At 66.9% G+C, this 21,209-nt stretch carries 23 protein-coding genes and 1 tRNA gene; 13 read left to right on the top strand and 11 right to left on the bottom strand.

Annotation, left to right across the window (positions count from 1 at the left end):
• Window positions 1-6 precede the first annotated feature (6 nt).
• Window positions 7-1,242 (top strand): beta-ketoacyl synthase, encoded by a 1,236-nt coding sequence (locus ACETK3_RS16675; RefSeq protein ID WP_373993220.1) that lies wholly within the window; start codon window positions 7-9, stop codon window positions 1,240-1,242.
• 57 nt (window positions 1,243-1,299) lie between these two features.
• Here the strand turns inward: ACETK3_RS16675 and ACETK3_RS16670 are convergent, their stop codons facing one another.
• A complete protein-coding gene (locus ACETK3_RS16670) occupies window positions 1,300-1,803 on the bottom strand; it encodes an NUDIX domain-containing protein (RefSeq protein WP_236821063.1) in 504 nt (167 codons plus the stop codon).
• Between the two features lie 117 nt (window positions 1,804-1,920).
• Between ACETK3_RS16670 and ACETK3_RS16665 the strand changes: the two genes are divergently transcribed.
• Entirely contained in the window at window positions 1,921-2,157 is a 237-nt protein-coding gene (locus ACETK3_RS16665) for a hypothetical protein (protein WP_236800629.1), read from the top strand.
• A gap of 50 nt (window positions 2,158-2,207) precedes the next feature.
• On the opposite strand, the gene ACETK3_RS16660 is transcribed toward ACETK3_RS16665, so the two are convergent.
• The 3 genes from ACETK3_RS16660 to ACETK3_RS16650 form a co-directional block, all read right to left on the bottom strand.
• The gene (locus tag ACETK3_RS16660; protein ID WP_373993200.1) at window positions 2,208-3,764 is read right to left on the bottom strand and encodes a sensor histidine kinase; all 1,557 of its coding nucleotides are present in this window, start codon (window positions 3,762-3,764) and stop codon (window positions 2,208-2,210) included.
• A 283-nt stretch (window positions 3,765-4,047) separates the two neighbouring features.
• Window positions 4,048-5,421 carry a DNA repair protein RadA gene (radA, locus tag ACETK3_RS16655; protein WP_373993199.1) on the bottom strand — a complete coding sequence of 458 codons (1,374 nt, stop codon included), beginning with the start codon at window positions 5,419-5,421 and terminating at the stop codon, window positions 4,048-4,050.
• A 29-nt stretch (window positions 5,422-5,450) separates the two neighbouring features.
• Window positions 5,451-6,578, bottom strand: coding sequence for an aromatic acid exporter family protein (locus ACETK3_RS16650; protein WP_236800632.1), 1,128 nt, complete (start codon window positions 6,576-6,578; stop codon window positions 5,451-5,453).
• Between the two features lie 250 nt (window positions 6,579-6,828).
• Between ACETK3_RS16650 and pstS the strand changes: the two genes are divergently transcribed.
• The 5 genes from pstS to ACETK3_RS16625 all read left to right on the top strand — a co-directional run bounded on the left by pstS (window position 6,829) and on the right by ACETK3_RS16625 (window position 11,500).
• The gene (gene pstS, locus ACETK3_RS16645) at window positions 6,829-7,950 is read left to right on the top strand and encodes a phosphate ABC transporter substrate-binding protein PstS (protein WP_373993198.1); all 1,122 of its coding nucleotides are present in this window, start codon (window positions 6,829-6,831) and stop codon (window positions 7,948-7,950) included.
• A 103-nt stretch (window positions 7,951-8,053) separates the two neighbouring features.
• The gene (gene pstC / locus ACETK3_RS16640) at window positions 8,054-8,986 is read left to right on the top strand and encodes a phosphate ABC transporter permease subunit PstC (protein WP_373993197.1); all 933 of its coding nucleotides are present in this window, start codon (window positions 8,054-8,056) and stop codon (window positions 8,984-8,986) included.
• On the top strand, window positions 8,987-10,099 hold the full coding sequence (gene pstA, locus ACETK3_RS16635; RefSeq protein WP_373993196.1) for a phosphate ABC transporter permease PstA: 1,113 nt from the start codon (window positions 8,987-8,989) through the stop codon (window positions 10,097-10,099).
• A gap of 71 nt (window positions 10,100-10,170) precedes the next feature.
• Window positions 10,171-10,950, top strand: a complete 780-nt coding sequence (gene pstB, locus ACETK3_RS16630; RefSeq protein WP_018770927.1) for a phosphate ABC transporter ATP-binding protein PstB — start codon at window positions 10,171-10,173, stop codon at window positions 10,948-10,950.
• Between the two features lie 91 nt (window positions 10,951-11,041).
• Complete coding sequence (locus ACETK3_RS16625) at window positions 11,042-11,500, top strand: hypothetical protein (RefSeq protein WP_373993195.1); 459 nt, start codon at window positions 11,042-11,044, stop codon at window positions 11,498-11,500.
• A gap of 13 nt (window positions 11,501-11,513) precedes the next feature.
• Here the strand turns inward: ACETK3_RS16625 and ACETK3_RS16620 are convergent, their stop codons facing one another.
• The 4 genes from ACETK3_RS16620 to ACETK3_RS16605 all read right to left on the bottom strand — a co-directional run bounded on the left by ACETK3_RS16620 (window position 11,514) and on the right by ACETK3_RS16605 (window position 14,705).
• Window positions 11,514-11,921: a hypothetical protein gene (locus tag ACETK3_RS16620; RefSeq protein ID WP_236800637.1), complete on the bottom strand. Its 408-nt coding sequence runs from the start codon at window positions 11,919-11,921 to the stop codon at window positions 11,514-11,516.
• Window positions 11,922-12,101: 180 nt separating this feature from the next.
• A complete protein-coding gene (locus ACETK3_RS16615; RefSeq protein ID WP_373993194.1) occupies window positions 12,102-13,112 on the bottom strand; it encodes an anion permease in 1,011 nt (336 codons plus the stop codon).
• Window position 13,113: 1 nt separating this feature from the next.
• Window positions 13,114-13,731 (bottom strand): DUF47 domain-containing protein, encoded by a 618-nt coding sequence (locus ACETK3_RS16610; RefSeq protein WP_236800639.1) that lies wholly within the window; start codon window positions 13,729-13,731, stop codon window positions 13,114-13,116.
• Window positions 13,732-14,045: 314 nt separating this feature from the next.
• Window positions 14,046-14,705, bottom strand: a complete 660-nt coding sequence (locus ACETK3_RS16605; protein ID WP_236800640.1) for a hypothetical protein — start codon at window positions 14,703-14,705, stop codon at window positions 14,046-14,048.
• 211 nt (window positions 14,706-14,916) lie between these two features.
• Between ACETK3_RS16605 and ACETK3_RS16600 the strand changes: the two genes are divergently transcribed.
• Window positions 14,917-14,989, top strand: a tRNA-Lys gene (locus ACETK3_RS16600).
• Window positions 14,990-15,279: 290 nt separating this feature from the next.
• Here ACETK3_RS16600 and ACETK3_RS16595 read toward each other — a convergent pair.
• Both ACETK3_RS16595 and ACETK3_RS16590 read right to left on the bottom strand, forming a co-directional pair.
• A complete protein-coding gene (locus ACETK3_RS16595) occupies window positions 15,280-15,879 on the bottom strand; it encodes a M23 family metallopeptidase (RefSeq protein ID WP_373993193.1) in 600 nt (199 codons plus the stop codon).
• A 34-nt stretch (window positions 15,880-15,913) separates the two neighbouring features.
• Window positions 15,914-16,255 carry a YciI family protein gene (locus ACETK3_RS16590; RefSeq protein WP_236800641.1) on the bottom strand — a complete coding sequence of 114 codons (342 nt, stop codon included), beginning with the start codon at window positions 16,253-16,255 and terminating at the stop codon, window positions 15,914-15,916.
• 149 nt (window positions 16,256-16,404) lie between these two features.
• Here ACETK3_RS16590 and ACETK3_RS16585 point away from each other — a divergent pair, with 149 nt between their 5' ends.
• From ACETK3_RS16585 to ACETK3_RS16565, 5 genes are all read left to right on the top strand, one after another.
• Window positions 16,405-17,424 carry a LacI family DNA-binding transcriptional regulator gene (locus ACETK3_RS16585; protein WP_236800643.1) on the top strand — a complete coding sequence of 340 codons (1,020 nt, stop codon included), beginning with the start codon at window positions 16,405-16,407 and terminating at the stop codon, window positions 17,422-17,424.
• 111 nt (window positions 17,425-17,535) lie between these two features.
• Complete coding sequence (locus tag ACETK3_RS16580; RefSeq protein ID WP_373993192.1) at window positions 17,536-18,372, top strand: DUF4397 domain-containing protein; 837 nt, start codon at window positions 17,536-17,538, stop codon at window positions 18,370-18,372.
• Between the two features lie 111 nt (window positions 18,373-18,483).
• Window positions 18,484-19,212, top strand: a complete 729-nt coding sequence (locus ACETK3_RS16575; RefSeq protein WP_236821078.1) for a class F sortase — start codon at window positions 18,484-18,486, stop codon at window positions 19,210-19,212.
• A 29-nt stretch (window positions 19,213-19,241) separates the two neighbouring features.
• Window positions 19,242-19,856: an RNA polymerase sigma factor gene (locus ACETK3_RS16570; protein ID WP_373462174.1), complete on the top strand. Its 615-nt coding sequence runs from the start codon at window positions 19,242-19,244 to the stop codon at window positions 19,854-19,856.
• Window positions 19,843-20,652, top strand: coding sequence for an anti-sigma factor (locus tag ACETK3_RS16565; protein WP_237429618.1), 810 nt, complete (start codon window positions 19,843-19,845; stop codon window positions 20,650-20,652). Before ACETK3_RS16570 ends, ACETK3_RS16565 begins: the two co-directional genes overlap by 14 nt.
• Here ACETK3_RS16565 and ACETK3_RS16560 read toward each other — a convergent pair.
• Window positions 20,642-21,118 carry a hypothetical protein gene (locus ACETK3_RS16560; RefSeq protein ID WP_237429619.1) on the bottom strand — a complete coding sequence of 159 codons (477 nt, stop codon included), beginning with the start codon at window positions 21,116-21,118 and terminating at the stop codon, window positions 20,642-20,644. The two genes, ACETK3_RS16565 and ACETK3_RS16560, sit on opposite strands and share 11 nt — an antisense overlap.
• Between the last annotated feature and the right edge of the window lie 91 nt (window positions 21,119-21,209).

Raw genomic sequence — 21,209 nt, 5'->3', positions numbered from 1 at the left:
GTCAACCTGCCGGCAGGCCCGGCACAGCCGCGGGCCGTGGTGACCGGGGCCGGAACCATCAACCCGCTCGGCTCCACCGTCAAGGAAACCTGGGAGGCCCTGCTCGATGGGCGGTCCGGAATAGCGGCACTCTCGCAGGGCTGGGCTGAGCAGCTGCCGGTCAAGATCGCCGGGCAGGTCACGGCGGATCTTTCGGAGCACCTCAGCACCCGCGAAATGAAGCGGATGGACCGCTGCGGCCAGCTTGCCCTGATCGCGGCACGCGAGGCATGGGTGCAGGCGGGCGCCCCCGAGGTGGACCCTGAGCGGTTCGCTGTGGTGATCGGTTCCGCCTACGGTGGGCTGGGTTCCACCATCGAGCAGGACCGGGTGCTGGCGGCGTCCGGCCCGCGCAAAGTCTCGCCGCACACCCTCACGCGGCTGATGGCCAATGGCCCCGCGGCCTGGGTGTCCATTGATCTCGGTGCCCGCGGTGGCGCCCGGACTCCTGTCAGCGCCTGTGCCTCGGGAGCTGAGGCGATTGTCCAGGCAGCCGAGCTGATCCGCTCAGGTGCTGCCGACGTCGTAATTGCCGGTGGCGTTGACGCCTCGGTCAATGACCTGGTGATCAGTGGCTTTGCCCAGATCCGCGCACTGTCCACGCGCGCGGACGATCCGCAGCGCGCGTCCCGTCCGTTCGACGCCGGCCGGGACGGCTTTGTGCTGGCGGAAGGTGCCGCGGTGGTGTTGCTGGAAAGTGAAGAGCATGCCCATGCGCGGGGCGCTGCCGTGCTCGGTACCGTAGCCGGCGGAGCGGTAACCTCCGACGCAAACGACATCGTGGCGGCGGATCCCGCAATGCAGCGCCGGGTCATGCAAAAGGCGCTGGACTCAGCAGGCCTGCAGCCGGCGGACATTGGATTCGTACACGCCCACGCCACGTCCACCCCTGTGGGTGACCGGCTGGAAGGCCAGGCGATCAACGCAGTCTTCGGCCCTGGCGTCCCCGTCACTTCCACCAAGGGGCATACCGGCCACCTGCTGGGTGGGGCCGGTGCGTTGGCAGCCGTCGTAGTCCTTGAGGCCCTGCGCACCGGCCAGTTGCCGGGGACCCTGAATGTCGGGACGCTGGACCCGGAAGTGGACCTTCACGTCATCACCGAAAGCGCCCACCAGCTTCCGCCGGGCCATCGCCGGGCAGGGCTGGTGAACGCCTTCGGTTTCGGCGGCCACAGTGTGGCTTTGGTGATGACCGGAAATTAACGGCACCGTTCCGGCGGTCCTGGAGCGGGGAGAGCTGACGGCGTTCGGGCGGCTGCGTCACGTCACGGCGGTGACTTTCACCAGGGCATCAAGGATGGGCAGCTGACCCTTTACAAGCTTGAGCCGTGCCTCCTCCTCCGGGAACCAGCGCGCGTCGTCGATTTCGGGGTAGTGCTGGATCCTGCCGGAGCCCTTGGGCCACTCGAGCGGAAACGTGTTGCTGTTGATGGCCTCCGGGTCGAAAGCCGCCTCCCCGGTGTAGACAGTGATGAGCTTTCCGGAGGATTGCCGGAATTCGCCAAGCGACCTGTACTCAACTCCAGGAGCTTCAGTGCCCATCTCCTCGGCGAACTCGCGCAGGGCGGCGGCGAGTGGGTCCTCACCGTCAACGTACTCGCCCTTGGGAATGGACCACGCGTGCGCGTCCTTCCGTGCCCAGAAGGGGCCGCCCATGTGGGCGATCCAGACCTGCAGCCCATGGTGGCCGCCGGAGGTGCCGGTGCCGACGGGTGTGGGCAGGTCCTGCCGGTACAACAGTATGCCTGCGCTTCGAATGGGCATCGATCCTCCAAACAGGGCACTTCCCGGGCGAAGTGCAAAATTGCCGTCCACCGTTAACGTGCAGTTCACGGCGCTGCTCTAGGTTATTCCTTCAGGCACTCCTCGAAGGGACCGCTGATGGCCAACATAGCTGAAGTTTTGGGCCGGCTGACGCCGGAAGAAGTGGATGAGCTGCGCAGCCTTGGCCCGCAGGGGCACCTGCCGCGGCACTTAGTGGACGCCCTGGACCGGGCAGCCGGGGGAGCCGGCTCGGGCCGCGGGTACTACGTGGCCAACGGTAACGTAAGCGCCACCGGCGGCCCGCTGCTGGTGCTGCGCAGCGATGTCTCCCGCTGGCTGACCGAGGGTTCCTGACGGCTGCCCCCTAAACAACTGCGCCGCAGCCAATGTCCAGCCGGAACCGCTCAGGATGCCGGCAGGATGAAGGTTACGGTGGTGCCCACGCCGGGTTCACTGTCGAGGGTGATTGATCCTCCATGGCCCTCGATAATCGTCTTGCTGACCGACAGTCCCAGGCCTGCGCCCGGGATGGCTGTTTCGCGTGAGCGCGCCGAACGGAAGAACTTGGTGAACGCCTGTTCCTGCTCCTCCCCGGTCATCCCCGAGCCGGTGTCCGAAATGGTGCAGACCAACTCTGCGTCCCTACGGCGGCCTGTGACAGTGATCAAACCGCCATCCGGGGAGTACTTGATGGCGTTCGAGAGCAGGTTCTCGATCACCTGGCCGATCCGCTTAGGATCCATCCTGCCGGGCAGCGGCTGCTCGGCATCGAGCGCCAGCTGCAGCCCGCTGCTGGCCGCCTTGGGCAAGGCAGCGTCGACCTCGACGGCGAGCAGCCGGGCCAGGTCCGTCTCCTCCAAGGACAGGTCAACCCGCTCCGACGCCACGGCGATCAGGTCGTTGACCAGGTTCAGCAGGTGCCCTGCATTGCGGCGGACCACGAGGAGCTCTTCCTGGATCTCCTCGTGCCCGGGTTCGTCCAGGACCAGTTCCAGGTAGCCGAGGATTGAGGTGAGCGGGGTCCGGAGTTCGTGCGAGACGGTGGCAACAAAGTTGTCTTTCGCCGCGAGCGCGTTAATCAGGCTGGTCACGTCCACGAAAGTGATGACGGCACCGCCCTCCTGCCCGCCGGACGGAGGGAAAGACTGCGAGCTTACGGAGTAGGCGCGCTGGCGGTCGGCAGGACCGGCCCAGTACAACTCGTCAGTGAACGCTTCCCCTGCGGCGGCGCGGGCTGCGGGAAGCTGGTGGAGCATGACAGGGGTGGAGCGATCGGCGGACATCAGCAGCCCCGGCCCGCCGGCAGCGCCGCTTCCACCCGTGGACCCAATGACGTCTGCCAGGACGGGGTCCGACCGCATGGCCCTGTTGGCCAGGACGGTGTTTCCCTTGGCATCCACCACCCAAACACCCACCCCAACGGCCTTGAGTACGGCGTCGAGGAGACATTGCCGGCGGACGCTCTCGTCGAGGGTCCGTGCCATTTCGTGCTCGTTTTCGATTAAAGTCATGCGCTGGCGGCGGATGGTGGTTGCCACTACGTGCGCCGTAACCGCAATGACGGACATGACCAAGGGGAGTATCAGGGTGCGGATCATCGACCCCCCTGCGGGCGGCGACCCATGCAAGGCGGCGGGAACCACTACACCGAGGATGGTCCCCGAGATGGCGAGTACCGGCATGTACGGCCGCACCTGCGCCGAGAGCCAAATGACAGGGAACACAAGCATCATGCTCAGGACGCTGAAGGCCGGGCCGCCAGCCTCCCGGGTGAAACCGATGGCGACACAGTCCAGGAGCGGGATCACCGCGAAGGCCCCCATGGGAAGACGCCCCCACGGGGTCGCAATGCACGCAACGGCGATTGCTACGTGGAACAGCAGCGCCGCCAGGAACAAGTTGTTGGCCAACGTTTCCGGGCTGAAAATTGCGGCGGCGAGCACCACAAGCAAAATGGTCATGCTGACCGGCAGTTGGCTGGCAATCACGCGCTTCCGCGCGCTCAGCCCTCCGAACAGTCCGTCAAGACGGTCCGACACAACCGGCTGCGCCGGTGCCCTGCCCGCGTGGGCAGCCCCTTCGGCAGTGCCCTGCCATTCCTTGGTTACCAAGCTTCCCCCCAGCACAGAAATAAAAACCTCCGTCTGCGAGAAGGCTCCCATCCACCGTACCGCCCACTGAATCCGGCGATGGATCGCCACCGGTCAGGGCGGGAGCCGGCGGCTGCATCTTCAACCGGGACTGCTAACCAATCAAAAGGCTGAGTGCCTCCGTCAGGTGTTCCACTTCACGCACGGAGAACCCCGGCGGCACCGGGCCCGGCCCGTTGTGGCTGGCCGGAACCACAGCATGGGTGAATCCCAGCCGGTGTGCCTCCTGGATGCGCTGGTTGATGCCCGGTACCGGCCGGACCTCGCCGGCCAGTCCCACTTCGCCAAAGGCGATCAGCCGGATGGGCAGGGGTTTGCGGGCTTTGGCAGACGCCACCGCAAGGGCAACTGCAAGGTCAGTGGCGGGCTCGCTGAGCTTCACCCCGCCAACGGTGGCTACGTAGGAATCGTCCTTGTGCAGCAGGGTTCCTGCCCGCTGCTGCAGGACGGCCAGGAGCATGGACACCCGGGAACTGTCCAGGCCGCTGGTGGCGCGCCGGGGCTGCGAGTTGGGGCTCTCGGCCAGCAGCGACTGCACCTCCGCCAACAGGGGGCGCCGCCCCTCCATGGTGACAGTGATGCAGGTACCTGACACCGGGTCCTTGGTGCGGCTGACGAACAGTCCGCTGGGATCGGTCAGGCCCTCAATTCCGTTCTCGTTCAGGTCGAAGCAGCCAACATCGTCGGTGGGCCCGTACCGGTTCTTAACCGCCCGGAGCAGCCGCAGCCGTGAATGCCGCTCGCCCTCGAACTGGCAGACCACGTCCACCAGGTGTTCCAGCAACCGCGGCCCCGCGATGGAACCGTCCTTGGTCACGTGCCCCACCAGCAAAGTGGTCATGTTGCGCCGTTTCGCGGCCGCGATGATGGAAGCCGCCACCTCCCGCACCTGGGACACGCCACCGGCGCTGCCATCCGCGTCCGCGCTGCTGAGCGTCTGCACCGAATCCACAATCAGAAGCCGCGGCTCGATCTTCTCCACCTGCCCCAGCGCCTGGCCAAGGTCGGTCTCCGCAGACAGGTACAGGGATTCGGCCACGGCGTCGATCCGCTCCGCGCGCAGCTTCACCTGTGCCGCCGACTCTTCGCCGGTGACATATAGGACGTCCTGGGCGGTCCGTGCGAATTTGGCCGCAACATCCAGCAGCAGCGTTGACTTACCCACGCCGGGCTCACCGGCCAGCAGGATGACGGCGCCCGGAACCAGGCCGCCGCCCAGCACCCGGTCCAGTTCGTCCACACCGGTGGGCAGGAAGGCAGCGGTGGTGGCATCCACGTCCGCGATTTTCCGGGCCGGTTCCACAACTGTTGTGGCCGCCGTGGTCCGCGCCACCGCAGTGCCTGTTTCCTCAACGGTGCCCCAGGCCTGGCACTCACCGCAGCGGCCCACCCACTTGGCCGTAGTCCAGCCGCATTCGGCGCATTTGTATGCAGGCGCTTTTGACGCCCGGGAAGTCTTCGTTGCCATGCGTTCAACCCTAGCGGCGGGCACCGACACTACAGTGCGGGCAACACGTCCCTGGCCTCGTCGGCGTCCATCCCGGTGGCCTCCAGCAAGTCCACCATCAGCGGCCGGAACAACATGACCACCGTCTCGCCCTCGAGCCGCTGCACCTCCAGCAGCTTGGGATGCAGGCGCAGGGCAATCTCGCTCAGGTCCCGCCGCGCCGTGCGCAGGTGGGCGCGCCGGACGCCGTCGTGCGATTCCGCAAGGCCCAGCGAAAGCTCGTCAATCGCGGCAGCGGTCTCCTGCAGCACTTCGGCGATGCTGTCCGTCGCCTCATCAGAGAGTGCGGCATGGTTGATGGCGCTGGTGAGCCGCCTGGCGAAAACGCGGCTGTTGCGCAGCGCCAGGTCGATAAAGTCCAGCGACTGCTTGAGCCGGTCCAGCTCATCCCGGTGCCGGCGGTAGGCAGGCGCCAGGGTGGCAACCTCACCGGAGGCACGGAGCGACTGCCGCATGGCGTCGACCAGCGGCTGGCAGTTCCTGCCGCGGATCAGCGCGTGCCAGGCCTGGGTGGAATCGCTGTTCACCAGGGCGTCGGCGCATTCGCGCAGCACCTCGGCAAGCTCATGCAGCAGCTTCTGGACATCGCGGCGCGGCTCCCGGCGCGGATCCTTGGGCATGAGGATGGTCACCAGCAGCGCGCAAAGGCCTCCCACCACGGCGTCGATGCTGCGTGTGAACGGTCCGCCCGCCGGCGCCGGAAGCAGCACCACCAGCAGCGACTGCAGCCCCAGTTGGGTGGTGAAGATGGTTCCGCTGTCCAGGAAGCGGGCCAGGAGGATGGAGAAGAGAAGGACGACGGCGGCCTGCCAGATTCCGCTGCCCAGCCAGTGCAGGAGCAGGTCACCCACGGCAATCCCGATGGTGCAGCCCAGGCCCACCTCCACGACCCGCCGCAGCCGTGGCTCACGCGAGAAGCCAAGGGCGATGAGGGACGACGTGGCTGCGAACAGCGGCCCGCTGTGCCCCAGGACGTACTCGGCGAAGGCATAGGCCGCCACGGCGCAGACGGTCATCTGGATTGCCGGAACCAGCGAATTCCGGCTCCGGATCAACCCGGTGCGGATGCGGCCGTGCAGGAACCGTTTGCCTGCTGAAAGTCCTGCTGCTGGAGCCATGCCGTTCAGTCTATTTGCTGTCCGGTGCTGCACTTCATGCCGCCACTACGGCCCCACCTGTGATCCGCGCAATGGTGACCCGGCATTTGTCAGCCAATATCCCGCCGTCGTTAATCCTCCGTTCACTTTGGACAGCCCATCCCGTTACCTGCGGCCCATAACTTTCTTGAAGGTACACAACGTACGCATCGCGCAGCAGGGTTCTCCGTCCCTGTCCCGCACCTGAATAACCCTGGAAGGGGTACATCTAGTGAAGGCACTCCGCTTCGGCCGCCACGCGGCTATCGCTGTTATCGCAGCCGGCGCACTCGCGCTCAGCGCCTGCGGTTCAGACAACGCCACTGGCACCGCTCCTGCCGGCAGCCAGTCCGCCGGCGGCACCAAGGTCACCGGCACCCTGACCGGCATTGGTTCCTCCGCCCAGGGCGCTGCCATGGACGCGTGGAAGACCAACTTCGCTTCCGCCAACTCCGGCGCCAGCGTGCAGTACTCCCCGGACGGCTCCGGCGCCGGCCGCAAGGCCATCCTGGACGGCTCGGCCCAGTTCGCCGGCTCTGACGCCTACCTGAAGGATGACGAATACGCCTCCTCCAAGTCCATCTGCGGCCCCGAGGGCGCCATCAACGTCCCGGTCTACATCTCCCCGATCGCCGTGGCCTTCAACGTTCCCGGCGTCACCGACCTGAAGCTGGACGCCACCACCGTGGCCAAGATCTTCCGCGGCCAGATCGCCAAGTGGAACGATCCCGCCATCGCCGCCCTGAACGCCGGCGTCTCCCTGCCCGACCTGAAGGTCACCCCGGTGAACCGTTCCGACGACTCCGGCACCACCCAGAACTTCACCGACTACCTGGCCGCAGCGGCACCCGAGGTCTGGACCGACAAGGCCGCCGGTGTCTGGCCCGCCAGCCTTCAGGGTGAAAATGCCAAGGGCACTTCCGGCGTGGTCAAGACCGTCACGGACACCCCCGGCGCCGTGACTTACGCTGACGACTCCGCAGTGAGCGGCAAGCTCGGCGTGGCCCAGATCAAGGTGGGCGATTCCTTCACCAAGATCTCGGCTGACGCCGCTGCGAAGGCCGTGGACGCAGGCAAGCCGGTTGAAGGCCGCGCCGCCAACGACCTCTCCATCAAGCTGGACCGCAAGACCACCATCGCCGGCGCCTACCCGATCGTCCTGGTGTCCTTCCACGTCCTGTGCACCGCCTACGAAAAGCAGGAGACCGTTGACCTGGTCAAGGCCTTCGAGCACTACGTAGTTTCCGCAGAGGGCCAGAAGGCCGCAGCCGAGTCGGCCAAGTCCGCCCCGCTGTCCTCGGACCTCGCCGCAAAGGCTGCCAAGGCCGTCGACTCGATCAAGGTCAAGTCCTAGCCAACGCTGCAAAACCGGGTTCCCCGCCTGCCGGAAGGCAGTGCGGGGAACTTGGCTTTGCACCCCGCCTCCTCAATCCAGCAACGAATCGAAGGGCCGTCGAATGACCGCCACCCCCCTGACCAGTACCCAGGGCGCCGGGCGCGCCGGGGACAAAGTCTTTTCCGGCGCCGCGCTGGCAGCCGGCTGCCTGATCCTCGCCGTCCTCTTCGGCGTCGCGCTCTTCCTGGTAGTCCAGGCAATTCCCGCGCTGACCGCTCCCGCCGACAAAATTCAGGGCGGCCAGGGCTTCTTCGCCTACATCTGGCCGATCGTAATCGGCACGCTCATCGCCGCGGTCATCGCGCTGGTGATCGCCACCCCCATCGCCATTGGCGTGGCACTGTTCATCTCCCACTTCGCACCCCGTCGCCTGGCCTCCGGGCTCGGCTATGTGGTGGACCTGCTGGCCGCCATCCCTTCCGTGGTCTACGGCGCCTGGGGTGCGGCCTTCCTGGCCAAGGAGATTTCGCCTGCCTATGGCTGGCTCGCAGCGAACATGGGCTGGCTGCCCATCTTCGAGGGTCCGGCCTCCACCACCGGCAAGACCATCCTCACGGCCGGCATTGTCCTGGCCGTCATGGTCCTGCCGATCATCACCTCGTTGTCGCGCGAAATCTTCCTGCAGACCCCCAAGCTGCACGAAGAAGCCGCGCTGGCGCTCGGCGCCACCCGCTGGGAAATGATCAAGATGGCCGTGCTGCCCTTCGCCCGTCCGGGCATCATCAGCGCCGTCATGCTGGGCCTGGGCCGCGCGTTGGGCGAGACCATGGCCGTAGCACTGGTGCTCTCTTCCGGCGCCCTGACGGCCAGCCTGATCCAGTCCGGAAACCAGACCATCGCTGCCGAGATCGCCCTGAACTTCCCCGAAGCCAGCGGCATCAAAGTCAGCACCCTGATCGCCGCCGGCCTGGTGCTGTTCATCATCACCCTGGCCGTGAACATGATCGCGCGCTGGGTCATCACCCGGCACAAAGAATTTTCGGGAGCCAACTAAATGACCTCCACGCTTACCCCCGTCCGCAGCAAGCGGTCGGCACTGACCAAGGGCCAGCTGCCCAAGTACGCACCCTACGCCGTGCTGGGTGCGGCCCTGGTTGTCGGCGCTGCCATCATGGCCCTGATCGGCTTCAACCCGTTTGGCTGGGGAGTGGTCTCCGCGGTCCTGTTCGCTGTGGGCCTGGTCTCCTGGAGTGCGGCCGTGGAAGGCTCCCGCAAGGCAAAGGACAAGCTGGCCACCTGCCTTGTGGTGGGCTCGTTCCTGGTGGCGCTGCTGCCGCTGGTTTCGGTCATCTGGACCGTGCTGGTCAACGGCATCCCCGGACTCCTCGACCCCGGATTCCTCACTACCTCCATGAACGGCGTCACGGGCGCCTTCGACAACAAGTCGGTGGAGAGCGGCGCCCCCGTGATGGGCGGCATCTACCACGCGCTGCTGGGCACCGTGCAGATCACCCTGCTAGCGACCGTCATCTCGGTCCCCGTGGGGCTGCTTACCGCCATCTACCTGGTGGAGTACGGCCAGGACGGCCGGGTGGCCAAGGCCATCACGTTTTTCGTGGATGTCATGACCGGCATCCCCTCCATCGTGGCCGGCCTGTTTGCCGCAGCGTTCTTCTTCGTGGTGGTGGGCCCGGGCACCAAGACCGGTGCGGTGGCCGCCGTCGCGCTTTCCGTGCTGATGATCCCCGTGGTGGTCCGCTCCAGCGAGGAAATGCTCAAGATCGTCCCCAACGAACTCCGTGAGGCCGCGTACGCCCTGGGTGTGCGCAAGTGGCGGACCATCCTCAAGGTGGTTATCCCGACGGCGATCTCCGGCATCGCGTCCGGCGTCACCCTGGCCATTGCCCGGGTCATCGGCGAGACGGCGCCCATCCTGGTCACCGCCGGCTTCGCCACCAGCATCAACTCGAATGTGTTCGGCGGCTGGATGGCCTCGCTGCCCACCTTCATCTACACCCAGATCCTCAACCCCACCTCGCCCTCCAACCCGGACCCGTCCTCGCAGCGGGCATGGGGTGCGGCGCTGGTGCTGATCATCCTGGTGATGGTCCTGAACCTCGTGGCACGCCTGATCGCCAGGATCTTCGCCCCCAAAACAGGCCGGTAACCAGACCGCCTGCCTTCCGCCCACCCGCGGAACCTAGACTTCAACCCATACCCAGTAAGTGAAGGAACACCATGTCTAAGCGCATCGACGTCAAGGACCTGAACGTGTACTACGGCGATTTCCTCGCCGTGGAGGACGTCAGCATCAACATCGAGGCCAAGTCCGTCACCGCGTTCATCGGCCCCTCCGGCTGCGGAAAGTCCACCTTCCTCCGCACCCTGAACCGCATGCACGAAGTCATCCCCGGCGCCCGCGTCGAGGGCGAGGTCCTGCTGGACGGCGACAACCTCTACGGCCCCGGCGTGGACCCCGTGACCGTGCGGTCGCAGATCGGCATGGTCTTCCAGCGCCCCAACCCGTTCCCCACCATGTCCATCAGGGACAACGTGCTGGCCGGCGTCAAGCTGAACAACAAAAAGATCTCCAAGGGTGAGGCCGACGTCCTGGTGGAGCGCTCGCTCAAGGGCGCCAACCTGTGGAACGAGGTCAAGGACCGGCTGGAGAAGCCCGGCTCCGGTCTCTCCGGCGGGCAGCAGCAGCGCCTGTGCATTGCCCGCGCCATCGCCGTGGAGCCGCAGGTGATCCTCATGGATGAGCCCTGCTCCGCCTTGGACCCCATCTCCACCCTGGCCATCGAGGACCTCATCAATGAGCTCAAGGACCAGTACACCGTGGTGATCGTGACTCACAACATGCAGCAGGCTGCACGTGTCTCGGACCGGACCGCTTTCTTCAACATCGCGGGCACCGGTAAGCCGGGCAAGCTGATTGAGTACGGCGACACCCACACCATCTTCAGCAACCCTGTCCAGAAGGCCACCGAGGACTACGTTTCCGGCCGCTTTGGATAAGCCCGCTCCCGTTGGCGCTCTGGGAGTTCGTTTAGTACGCTCATCTAGATACTTACGGAACTAGTAGTAAGCCAGCTTAAGGAGTTTTGCCATGACGCAGACGGCCAGCAGCCCTCTGGGCCCCCAGCTTACGGTTTCCGTACCCGCAGTAGGCACGGGTGCAGCAGTGCAGGATGCGGTCCTGCCGAATCCCGTGTTGCCTGAAATCGTGCTGCCCGACCCCGTCCTGCCGGCGGAGGGTTTTGCCGCCGCCGCCGGTTTGGCCGGGCCCCTCGCGGCCGGACCCTTGGCACCGGAACTCGAACCCCACCTTGCGGTGGCTGCCGAGGAGGAGGACGTCCTGTCCGTGGTCTGGCGCACCAGTTCGCTCGTTGAAAGCATGCAGTGGGAACTGGACAACGCCCAGGAGTCCCTGCGGCAGGCAGTCCGCGCAGCCTCTACTGCCGGAATCACGCAGGATGAGCTCTGTTCAGCCGCAAACCTGACGGCGGAGGAGCTGGCCGCCGTCCTTCAGTCCGCGCCAGGTGGTGCCGCGGGCATCCAGCTGTAGAAAGGCGCCGGCACTACTCCGGGACTTCCAGCTGGAATCCGCACTGGCAGCGCAGCACCCGGGTGGGCAGGGACACGGCGTTGAGGCTGCGGCCGGTCCTGCTGCTGCGGTAGCAGAGCCGCTCAACCTCGAACTCGGCTTCCTCCATGGGAAAACCGCAGTGGATGTAGTCGTCCCCAAAGATCACCACCTTCGCCATCCACCGGACCTGGTTGAGCGCTGCCGCGACGTCGGTGGCGTAGGCGGTGTGTTCCTGGAACAGGTTGCAGTCGTTGCAGGTGTAGGAGACTGTCACAAGGTCTCCGCCCGCGGCTCCGATGGCCGTGATGGCGTGGATGGTCAGCTGGTGCTCAGTTCCACAGGCCTCGCACTGGGGCTGCCGGGGCTGTGGCAGGGGGCGCCGGGAATACGGGAAAGACATGACGCGTGCTCATTTCCGCGTGGTGCATCCAAGCCGCCGTGTTGCTGCAGCGGCGCTCATCCGCAGCCCTGCACACGGCGCGGACGCCGGTCCCCGGCAACATTGACCGGGGGCGCACTTTCGAATGTACGTCACGGCGGATTCCCTGTACAGGGGATCTGCACCCGCGGGTAACCCTGTCTATCCGGGGATGGGGGAGAGCGCCAGGGCCAGCACGAAGGCCAGGGCGCAGGTGGCCAGGGGAGTAAGGGCCCAGAGCCACAGGATCCGGATGACCAGCTTCCGGTTGGTCACCGAAAAGTGCTGGTTTTCCCCGGCGCCCAAGGCCCCGGCGGTGACGGTATGGGTGGTGGACAGCGGCCAGTGCAGCCCGATGGCGCCCACAAAGAGCATCAGTGCGCTGAAGGTCTGCGCCACCGAGCCGCGGAGGGGATCAATCCTGGTGATCTTGTAGCCGATGGTTTGCGAGATCCGCCAGCCGCCAAGAAGTGTCCCCGCCGTCATCATGACGGCGGAGAGCGCGGCCACCCAGGTGGGGATGCCGCCGTCGGAATAGCCTGCCGCCAGGAGGGCCAGCAGCAGCACGGCGCTGACGCGCTGCCCGTCCTGCAGGCCGTGGCCAAACGCGACCGCGCCGGCGGCAACTGCCTGGCCCCGGCGGAAGCGCTGGTTCACCACGTTGGGCTGCGTGTATCGGGCCACCCACGTGGCCGGGTACACCAGGAGGAAGGAGCCGCTGTAGGCCACCAGCGGTGACAGCACCAGCGGCAGGACCACCTGGAACAACAGTGACTGGTCCACCCCCTCAACTCCCGGGCCCCCGATCGCGAGACTGGCCAGGCCAGCGCCGGCAAGCCCGCCCACCAGCGCATGGGTGGAGGAGGCCGGAATGCCGCGCCACCACATCAGCAGCCCCCAGGCACAGGCACTGGCCAGCCCGGCCACCAGGATGGTGAGGCCATCAGCGCCGCTGGGAAGGTTGATCCAGGTCTGGCTGGCGGCGACGGCGAGCAGGGCGCTCAGGAGGGCGCCGACAAAGTTGAAGAACGCGGCAAGGAGCACGCCGACGCTTGGGGTAAGGGCACGGTTCCGCACCGCCAGGGCGACGGAGGTGGACGCGTCGCGGAAGCCGTTCAGGAAGGCGAATGCCGCGGCCAGGAGGACCACCGCGCCGAAGATGGCTGCCGCCACCTCAGGATTCCTTGACGATGATGCTGCCTACCTGGGTGGCCACCCGCCGCATATCCTTGGTGACCTCCACCAGCTGGTTGGCGATGTCCCGGTTGCGGGAGTACTGGGCCCACTTCATGTCCGCAATCATGTCCGCCACCCAGACACGGTGGGTCCGCTCGGCCCGTTTAGCGAGGCGCAGGATTTCGATCCAGTAGTCCTCGAGGTCATCGAGGTCATTGAGCCTGCGCATCGCGTCAACGGTCAGCTCGGCCTGCCGGCTGATGATCTCCAACTGGTCGGCGGCGCGCTTGGGCAGGCGGTCCAGCTTGTACAGGGCCACCAACTCCGCGGCGGCATCCATCTTCTCCATGGCCTCGTTGAGGTACCGGGACAACGCGTACATGTCTTCGCGGGGGAGGGGGTTCACGAAGCTGCTGCGCATGTGGGTCAAAAGGGCGAAGTGCAGTTCGGCGGACTTGGCCTCGATGTTGTGCATATCCTCCACGAGCTTGCCGTGCTCATCCGCGGGTACGCCAAGGATCTCGGCCAGGGTGGCACTGGCCAGCACGATCTGTTGTGCCATCTGCGAGAGCAGCTTCAGCCCTGCGGGCTCCTGGGGAAAAAGGCGCAGCTTCACGTATTTACCGGTCTCCGGGGACTTATCAAGGCGGGGTTGCTGCGGTGTGACTTGACGCCGGCGGGCAACTGTCGCCTACTCTACCGGCCCGTAACAGCAGCCTCTGAATTGGCCACCTGGATGAGGGCAGAAAAATGGTGCCGAACCGGATACGCCTCTCGGCGGTAGGCCGCTCTAGGCGGCTAATTGTTGAAGCCCGGGGGTTTCGCGGCTCGGCACCGGTTTCAGTCTTCTACTTCACCCGTCCCAAGTCAATCTTGACAGCGGGCGCCCGCTTCGTCCCTGAAATGCGGGCCGCCGGAGGAAAAGGGAACTCAGTCCAACTCGCCCAGGCGCCACGCGTTGGCGGCGTGTTCCAGGTCCTCGGCGGTCTTCACCAACTGGTGCGAGTTCCGCGTCAGCTTGCTGGCATGTGCCTCGTTGGCGTGCTCGGCGCCGTCGGCGAGGGTGGCCTGCCCGAGCGCCACCACGCGGCAAAACGCGGCGGAACGTTCCAGCGCGACGTCGAAATCGCCGTCGAAGGCGCCGGAGAGGATGGCGTCCGCCATGCTGCGCATTTCATCGGCACCGGGCGGCTCCGCGGCGCCGGCCACCACATTGGAAACCTGGGCGGTGTCCCTTCCGGCGCGGAAGTAGACGGAGATGCGCTCGGGGTCCCGGACGGTGGCGGCGCGAAGGGCGTAGAGGCGCCAGAGCGCGCCGGGAAGGGAGCGGGCGGGGCTTTCGGCCCACATCTCGGCAATGGCCTCCAGGCCCTGCTCGTCCGCGAGCTTTACCAGGCGTTCGGTGATCTGGGGGTCGTCGCTGTCGCGGCCGTGGCGGACCAGGGCCTGGGCGGCGAGGTGGGCGGCCTCGGACACGCGGGCGGGATCAGCCCCGCCGGCGAACGGTTCGAAATCCATCGGCGCGAAAGGCTTGGGCTTGTGGTGCCGGTTGCTGCCGCCGTACGGACTGTTTCCTGCTTGCTCGCTCATGCCCCCACGCTACTCCTGTGCCGCAGCCGAAATCGAGCATGTTTGCATTCGTCCCGCTCCGGCGGAAAAGGGCCTTCACCAGTTGGTTTGGGCGCACGACGGCGGCTCCCGGACCGGGTGCGAAAGACGCGGGAACCATGGGTTAGAGTATTAACGTCCAGAAATGGATTGGGCCGGACGGGCGGACACAACGTGTTTGACCGGCCGGCAGGGGCCTTTAGCTCAGTTGGTAGAGCATCGGACTTTTAATCCGTGGGTCGTGGGTTCGAGCCCCACAGGGCCCACCGTTTGCAGGTCAGAGCCATGTTGGTTCTGGCCTGCAGGTGTTTTAAGAGCCAACCAACGCAAGCTGCGCCCGTGGGGCGATCCACCCAGCCGGAGTGTCGACTGGAAAAGCAGCATCTGCCCTACTACTTTTAGGGAAGCAAGAACGCACGTCCCCCCAATGTGCGGAGCAGCTAAAGGGAAGCCCCTCACGGATCGAGTCAAGGACGTGGGGGCCTTTCTGTTTCAGGCGGCCCCCTCCTGTTTCAGGCACGCAGAGTCAAGCGGACAGCCTTTCCACTGGCGGCGTTCACAGTGACAACACCGTCCCGTTCCGCGGCAGTCCGCCGGGGAAGGTGACGGGAACCGCCGAAGCCTGTTGGGGGTTCGGGGAGTCCATGGCCTGCACGTGCAGGTGCGGTTCCGTGCTGTTCCCGGAGTTGCCGCACGCTCCCACCACTTCGCCGCACTCAACCCGTTGCCCAGGCCGGACCCTGACGCTTCCTTGCCTGAGGTGGCACAGAGCGACGAACAAGCCCGCGCTTTCGACAATCACGTGGTTGCCGGCCAGGCCCAGCCATCCTTCCCGGACCCGCCCTGCCTGGGTTGCGGCATAGCCGATTGACGGAAACCCGCGGAAAGCGGCGTGGTCAGCCTCTCCGTCGTGCGCGGCGCGCACCATGCCGGACACCGGCGCCGTGACAGTCCTGCCAAACCCCACGAAGTGTTCCGGCGGCTCGGGCCGGAACAACGACGCCAGGGTGAACCGCGCGGACCGCCCGTTCGCGTCCACCGGCGTGAAGTCGATGGCGTAGCTGGTGCCCAACAACGGCGTCCCGTGGCTGGGAACCCGGTCCGCGGGGGAGTTCTGCACCCGCCAGGAGCCGGTGAACGGATACTGCAGTTCCACCGTTAGTCCAGGTCCAGGCGGCCGGGTTCAGCGTTCAGCTGGCTGGATCGTACTGGAACGCCCGCACTTCCTGGGCGCAGCGGCAGGCGGCGGCGATCTTCGCGGCCCAGTGCAGCGCAGCGTCGTAGCTGGGCAGTTCCAGCACCGTGTAGCCGCCCTCGATCTGCGCCGTCTGGGGGTAGGTGCCCTCCGTGACGGTTCCGCCGCCGTCCACCATGACCGGCGGGACGCTCTCGTCGATGCCGCCGCCGAACACCCAGACACCCGCGTCCTTTGCCTCCCGGACCACCGCATGGGCCGCGTCGGCAACCTGCTGCAGGCCGCCGTCGGGAATGTCCATGACGCCACTGGGAAACGAGATCAGGTACTTGGTCATTGGGCCGGCTCCTTCTTTGCAGACGCGGATGACCCCCATCCTTCCCATCGGGCAGGGGCAGCGCAAGCACCCATCCACAATCTGCGCTGGACACGATTTGCACCCGCGAGACACGGAGCCGCAGCGGCCGCAACAGGCACAATAGGCACATGGCAAAAACCAGCAAGGGCCGGATGCCGCGCCTGGAAGATGTGGCCAAGATCGCCGGGGTCTCCCACCAGACCGTCTCCCGCGTGGTGAACAACCACCCCAACGTCAGCAAGGCGACCCGGGAAAAGGTGGAAGCGGCCATTGCGGAACTGGGGTACCGGCGCAACACCGCTGCCCGGAGCCTGGTCACGCGGCGATCGCAGACCATTGGAGTGCTGGCCAGCGAGCTCTCCCAATATGGCCCGGCCAACACGTTGGTGGGCGTCGAAAATGCCGCCCGCAATGCCGGCTACTTTGTCAGCATCGCCGCCCTGCGGGAAGTCAGTAGGGACGCCATCTCCGACGCTGTTGGCCACTTCATGGACCAGGCCGTGGACGGAATCGCCGTGCTGGTGCCGCATTCGGAAACCCTGGCCGTACTGGAACAGATGAACCTCCCCGTGCCCGTGGTGGCCGTGGGCTCGGCAGGCAGTGCTTTGGTGAGCGGCGCCATGGTGGACCAGCGCGCGGGCGCCCGGCTCGCCGTCGAACATCTCATCAAGGAAGGCCACCGGCAGATCGGGCACATCGCGGGCCCGCCGGACTGGACCGACGGTGCCGAGCGTGCGGAGGGCTGGCGCGCCGCCCTTCGGGAAGCAGGGCTGGACGATTCCCTGCTGGTGGAAGGCGACTGGAGCGCCGGCAGCGGCTATGCGATCGGCCGCGGGCTGGCTTCCGCGCGCACTGCGACGGCCATTTTCGTGGGGAACGACCAGATGGCCCTGGGCCTGCTGCGCGCCTTCACGGAGGCGGGCGTCAAAGTGCCCGACGACGTCTCCGTGGTGGGTTTCGACGACCAGCCGGAGGCGGGGTACTTCACGCCCCCGCTGACCACCGTCCGCCAGGACTTCGAGGAGCTGGGCCGCCGCTGCATGGACATCATGCTTCAGGAAATCGAGTCCGGCGCCCCGGTGAGCTCCACCGTGGTGCCGCCCGAACTGGTCCTGCGCGCCAGCACCGCCGCTCCGGCCTCCGCGTAGGAGCTCCGCCCAAAAAAATCTCCATGAATGTGCATCCAAATCCGGCACTGCGCCGGTAGTAGGGGTGTCAGCAAAAAACGCCCGGCAGCCGGGCCGTTCAAGGAGATGGACATGCGCAACACAATCTTCACCGCAGGTGCCGGTGCGGCAGCCATTGCAGCCGCAATCGCTCTGGCCGGTCCCGCGAACGCAGCAGAGGGGGACGCCCAGCTTTCCGTCCTGCACGGGGTCCCCGGACTGACCGTGGACGTCTGGGTCAACGGCGAGCGCACGCTTGATGATTTCGCCCCGGGAACCCTTGCCGGGCCACTGGCGCTTCCGGCGGGTTCCTACCAGATCGCCATCACGGCCGCCGACGCCGCCGACGCGTCCGCGCCCGCCATTGGCCCGGTCAGCGTCAACCTGGCCGCCAACGGAAACTACACCGCCGCGGCCCACCTGGGCGCGGACGGCAAGCCCACCGCCAGCCTGTTCACCAACGATGTCTCCCAGATCCCGGCAGGCAAGGGCAAACTGACCGTCCGGCACGCCGCCGCTGCACCCGCCGTCGATGTCCTGGCGGGCGGTACCGCCGTCGTCACCAACCTGGCCAACCCGAACGAGCAAACCCTGACCCTCGATCCCGGCACCGTCCCGGCCGCAGTCGCCGCTGCCGGCACTACCACCCCGGTGATCGGCCCTGCGGACGTGGCGGTGGCCGAAGGGACGCACACCATCGTTTACGCCTGGGGCAGCCTGGCGGACCAGAACCTGAAGCTCGCCGTGCAGACCATCGAGGGCCTGCACTCTGCTCCGGGTTCGGTGCCGGGCGCCCTCAATAGTGCCGCTGATTCTGCCGGTGCGGGCTCCACGGTTGCCACTGCCGGATTCGGCCTGGCAGCCCTGGCCCTGCTGGCCGGGGCGGTGGGCGTCAGCCGGGCGGTCCGCGCCCGGCGCGCGGAGCTCTGACGCTCCTCTGGCAGGACGGTAGAAGGCAGGGGCCCGGCCGCGCACCCGCGGACGGGCCCCTGCCGGGTCTTCCAATTGTTCGACGCACGGTGTTCCAGGGAGGCGGCAGGCATGAAGGCAGGTACGACGACGGCAGGCGGCTACCGCCATCGACATCCCTTTGGTGCCGGCGCAGCGGCGCTGGTGGCTGCTGCGCTGGTTCTTTCCGGGTGCGCCTTCGGTGATCCCGCCACTTCCGGGCAACCGCCGGCTGTTGCGGCGGTCACCGGTGCGCCGGCCGCGCCCAACACCCCGCTGCCGCCCCCGGCTGCCGTTGAAGCGGCACCTTCCGGCCCTGCCGCAGCGCTGGAAAAGGCCATTCCGGTCCGGCCGGCCACTCCACCGGCCGCTGCTGCCGCGCCTCCACCCACCTCGCTCACCGTCGCCGGCACGGCCATCGACATGCCGGTGGTGCCCGGGGGAGTGTCAGCCGGGGGAGCGATGGAGATTCCAGACGTGTTCGACCGTGCCGCCTGGTACAAGTTCGGCCCCGCCCCCGGGGCCGCCGAAGGCGCGACCGTCATCGCCGGACATATTGACACGAAGTCGGACCGGGCGCCGTTTTCCGCGCTGAAGTCGCTCGCGGCGGGAACCGTTATCAGCGTGGGGCGGGAGGGCGCCCCGGCGGTCACGTACCGCGTAGTGGGCGTGGAGCTGATGGCGAAGGACAAGTTCGACGGCGCCTCCCTGTTCCGCCGCTCCGGCCCGCATGAACTCAAGCTGGTCACCTGCGGCGGTAAATGGCTGGACGCGCGGATGGACTACAGCGACAATGTCATTGTTACCGCAGTCCCCGGATGAAACAGTTCCTGGATAAGCGGTGGCCCGCCATGTATCTCGTCGCCGAAGCCGGGAGGGAGCCGCCTGTGACGCTCCCCGGCCGCGCCTCCCCCGGGTGGGACGACGGACTGACCGCATCCTTCCTGTCCGGCGATGAGCATGCGCTGGCGGCGGCCTACCGCGAGTTCGCGCCCCTGGTGCATACGCTGGCTCTCCGGTCCCTGGTGGACCGGGCGGCGGCGGACGACGTGACCCAGGAAGTCTTCATCCGGGTGTGGCGCTCGCGGAGCACCTTCAACCCGCAGGTCGCCCGGCTCCCGGCGTGGATCGTGGGGATTACGCGCAACGCCATCGCAGATGCCCAGCAGTCATCGGCCCGCGAAGTACGCAAGGCCCACGCCGCTGCCGGGGCCGGACTGGCTGCGGACCCTGGGGCGGGAACCGAGGCCGCGGAAACCCTGGCGGACCGGCTGCTCCTGGACGGCGAACTGGAGAGGCTCGGCGAGCCCCAGGGTTCCATCATGAAGCTTGCCTTCTACGAGGATCTGACGCACGAACAGATTTCGCGGAAACTGGACCTGCCCCTTGGTACCGTCAAGAGCCATATCCGCCGCAGCCTCACGCACCTCAGAAGCAGATTGGAGGTAGACCATGCCGCATCTTGATCCGGAACAGTTGAGCCTCCTGGCGCTGTATGACGACTGGGAGGACCCGGCAGGCCGCGAGCACCTCCGGGCCTGCCCACAATGCGCGGCCGACTACGCTGCCCTGCGCCGCACGGTGGAGGCGGTGAAGACGACGCCGGACACCAGCCGCCTGTCCGTCCCCGGCCCCCAGGTCTGGGCAGGAATCCACCGGGAACTTGGCCTGGGGGAGTCCGTCCGGGAGGACCCGCTGGCTGCGGAAGCCCAAAAGGAAGGCGGGGCACCGCCCGCCGCCACGCCGGCACCCGGGACCGCGCCGCCGTCGAACGTTGTTCCCATGCCCGCCCGCACGGAAGGTGCCCGGACAAAACGTGACCGGGCGAAGGCCGCCTGGTGGCAGCGACCCGGTGCGTGGCTGGCGACAGCGGCCGCTGCCGTCCTGGTGGTTGCCGGCGCAGTCTGGGCCCTTAACCGGCCGGCGCAGCCCCGGGAGCTGGCCGAGGCCCAGCTGACCCCGTTGGCACAGCACTCCGCCGCCGGATCAGCCAAGGTGGTGGCAGCTGCCGATGGTTCACGCAGCCTCGAGATCAGCCTTAACAAGGATGAAGCCAAGGGCTACCAGGAGGTGTGGCTGATCGCCCCGGACCTTTCCAAGCTGGTCAGCCTTGGCGTCATGAACTCCACGTCGGGAACGTTCCAGGTGCCCTCCGGCCTGGACTTGTCCCAATACCCGGTGGTCGATGTGTCCGACGAGCCCATGGACGGCAACCCCGCACACTCCACCGTGAGCATCGCCAGGGGCACCCTTACGTCCTGATGCGCGCCCGGGCCCATGCGGAGATCCTGCCCCACTGGACAACAACGGCAGCGGCTGCCAGCGCAGCGCCCGCGTGCAGGTACAGCATCAGGTGGAGTGAGTGCGCGGCCGGAGCAACGGCCAACGACGACGGCACGTCCGCGGTGCTGCCGGCGCCATGGTCATGGCCCGGCAATGGGACGGCGGTGGCCGTTGAGAAGGCTGCCAAGGCAAGGTGCAGCAGTTGCTGGGCGACGGCGGATGCCGCCAGGACAGCCCAGCCCGGAAGCTGCGGGGGCGCCAGCCGTTCAAGGAGCACGGTGCCCAGGCCCAGCAGCGCTGCCAGTGCCACCACGATGCCCACGGCGGGTGACGAGCCTCCTCCCGCGACATGAGCTGCCAGTCCCAGTACGGTGGCCAGCGGTCCTGCCAGCCAAGTCAGGGCGCTCCCGCGGGTACGCGGGACGGCTGCCTGAATGCTTTCCATCGGTCTGCCCTTTCGCCGCCCGGGTCCTCATTGTTTCCTACCCATCCCGGTGGGAGTGAACCGAAGAGGCAGGCAGGAGTGGCCAGCAGGA

The organism is Arthrobacter sp. E44 (assembly GCF_041877125.1).
Lineage (GTDB): Bacteria > Actinomycetota > Actinomycetes > Actinomycetales > Micrococcaceae > Arthrobacter.
This window is presented reverse-complemented; position numbering and strand designations above follow the sequence as displayed.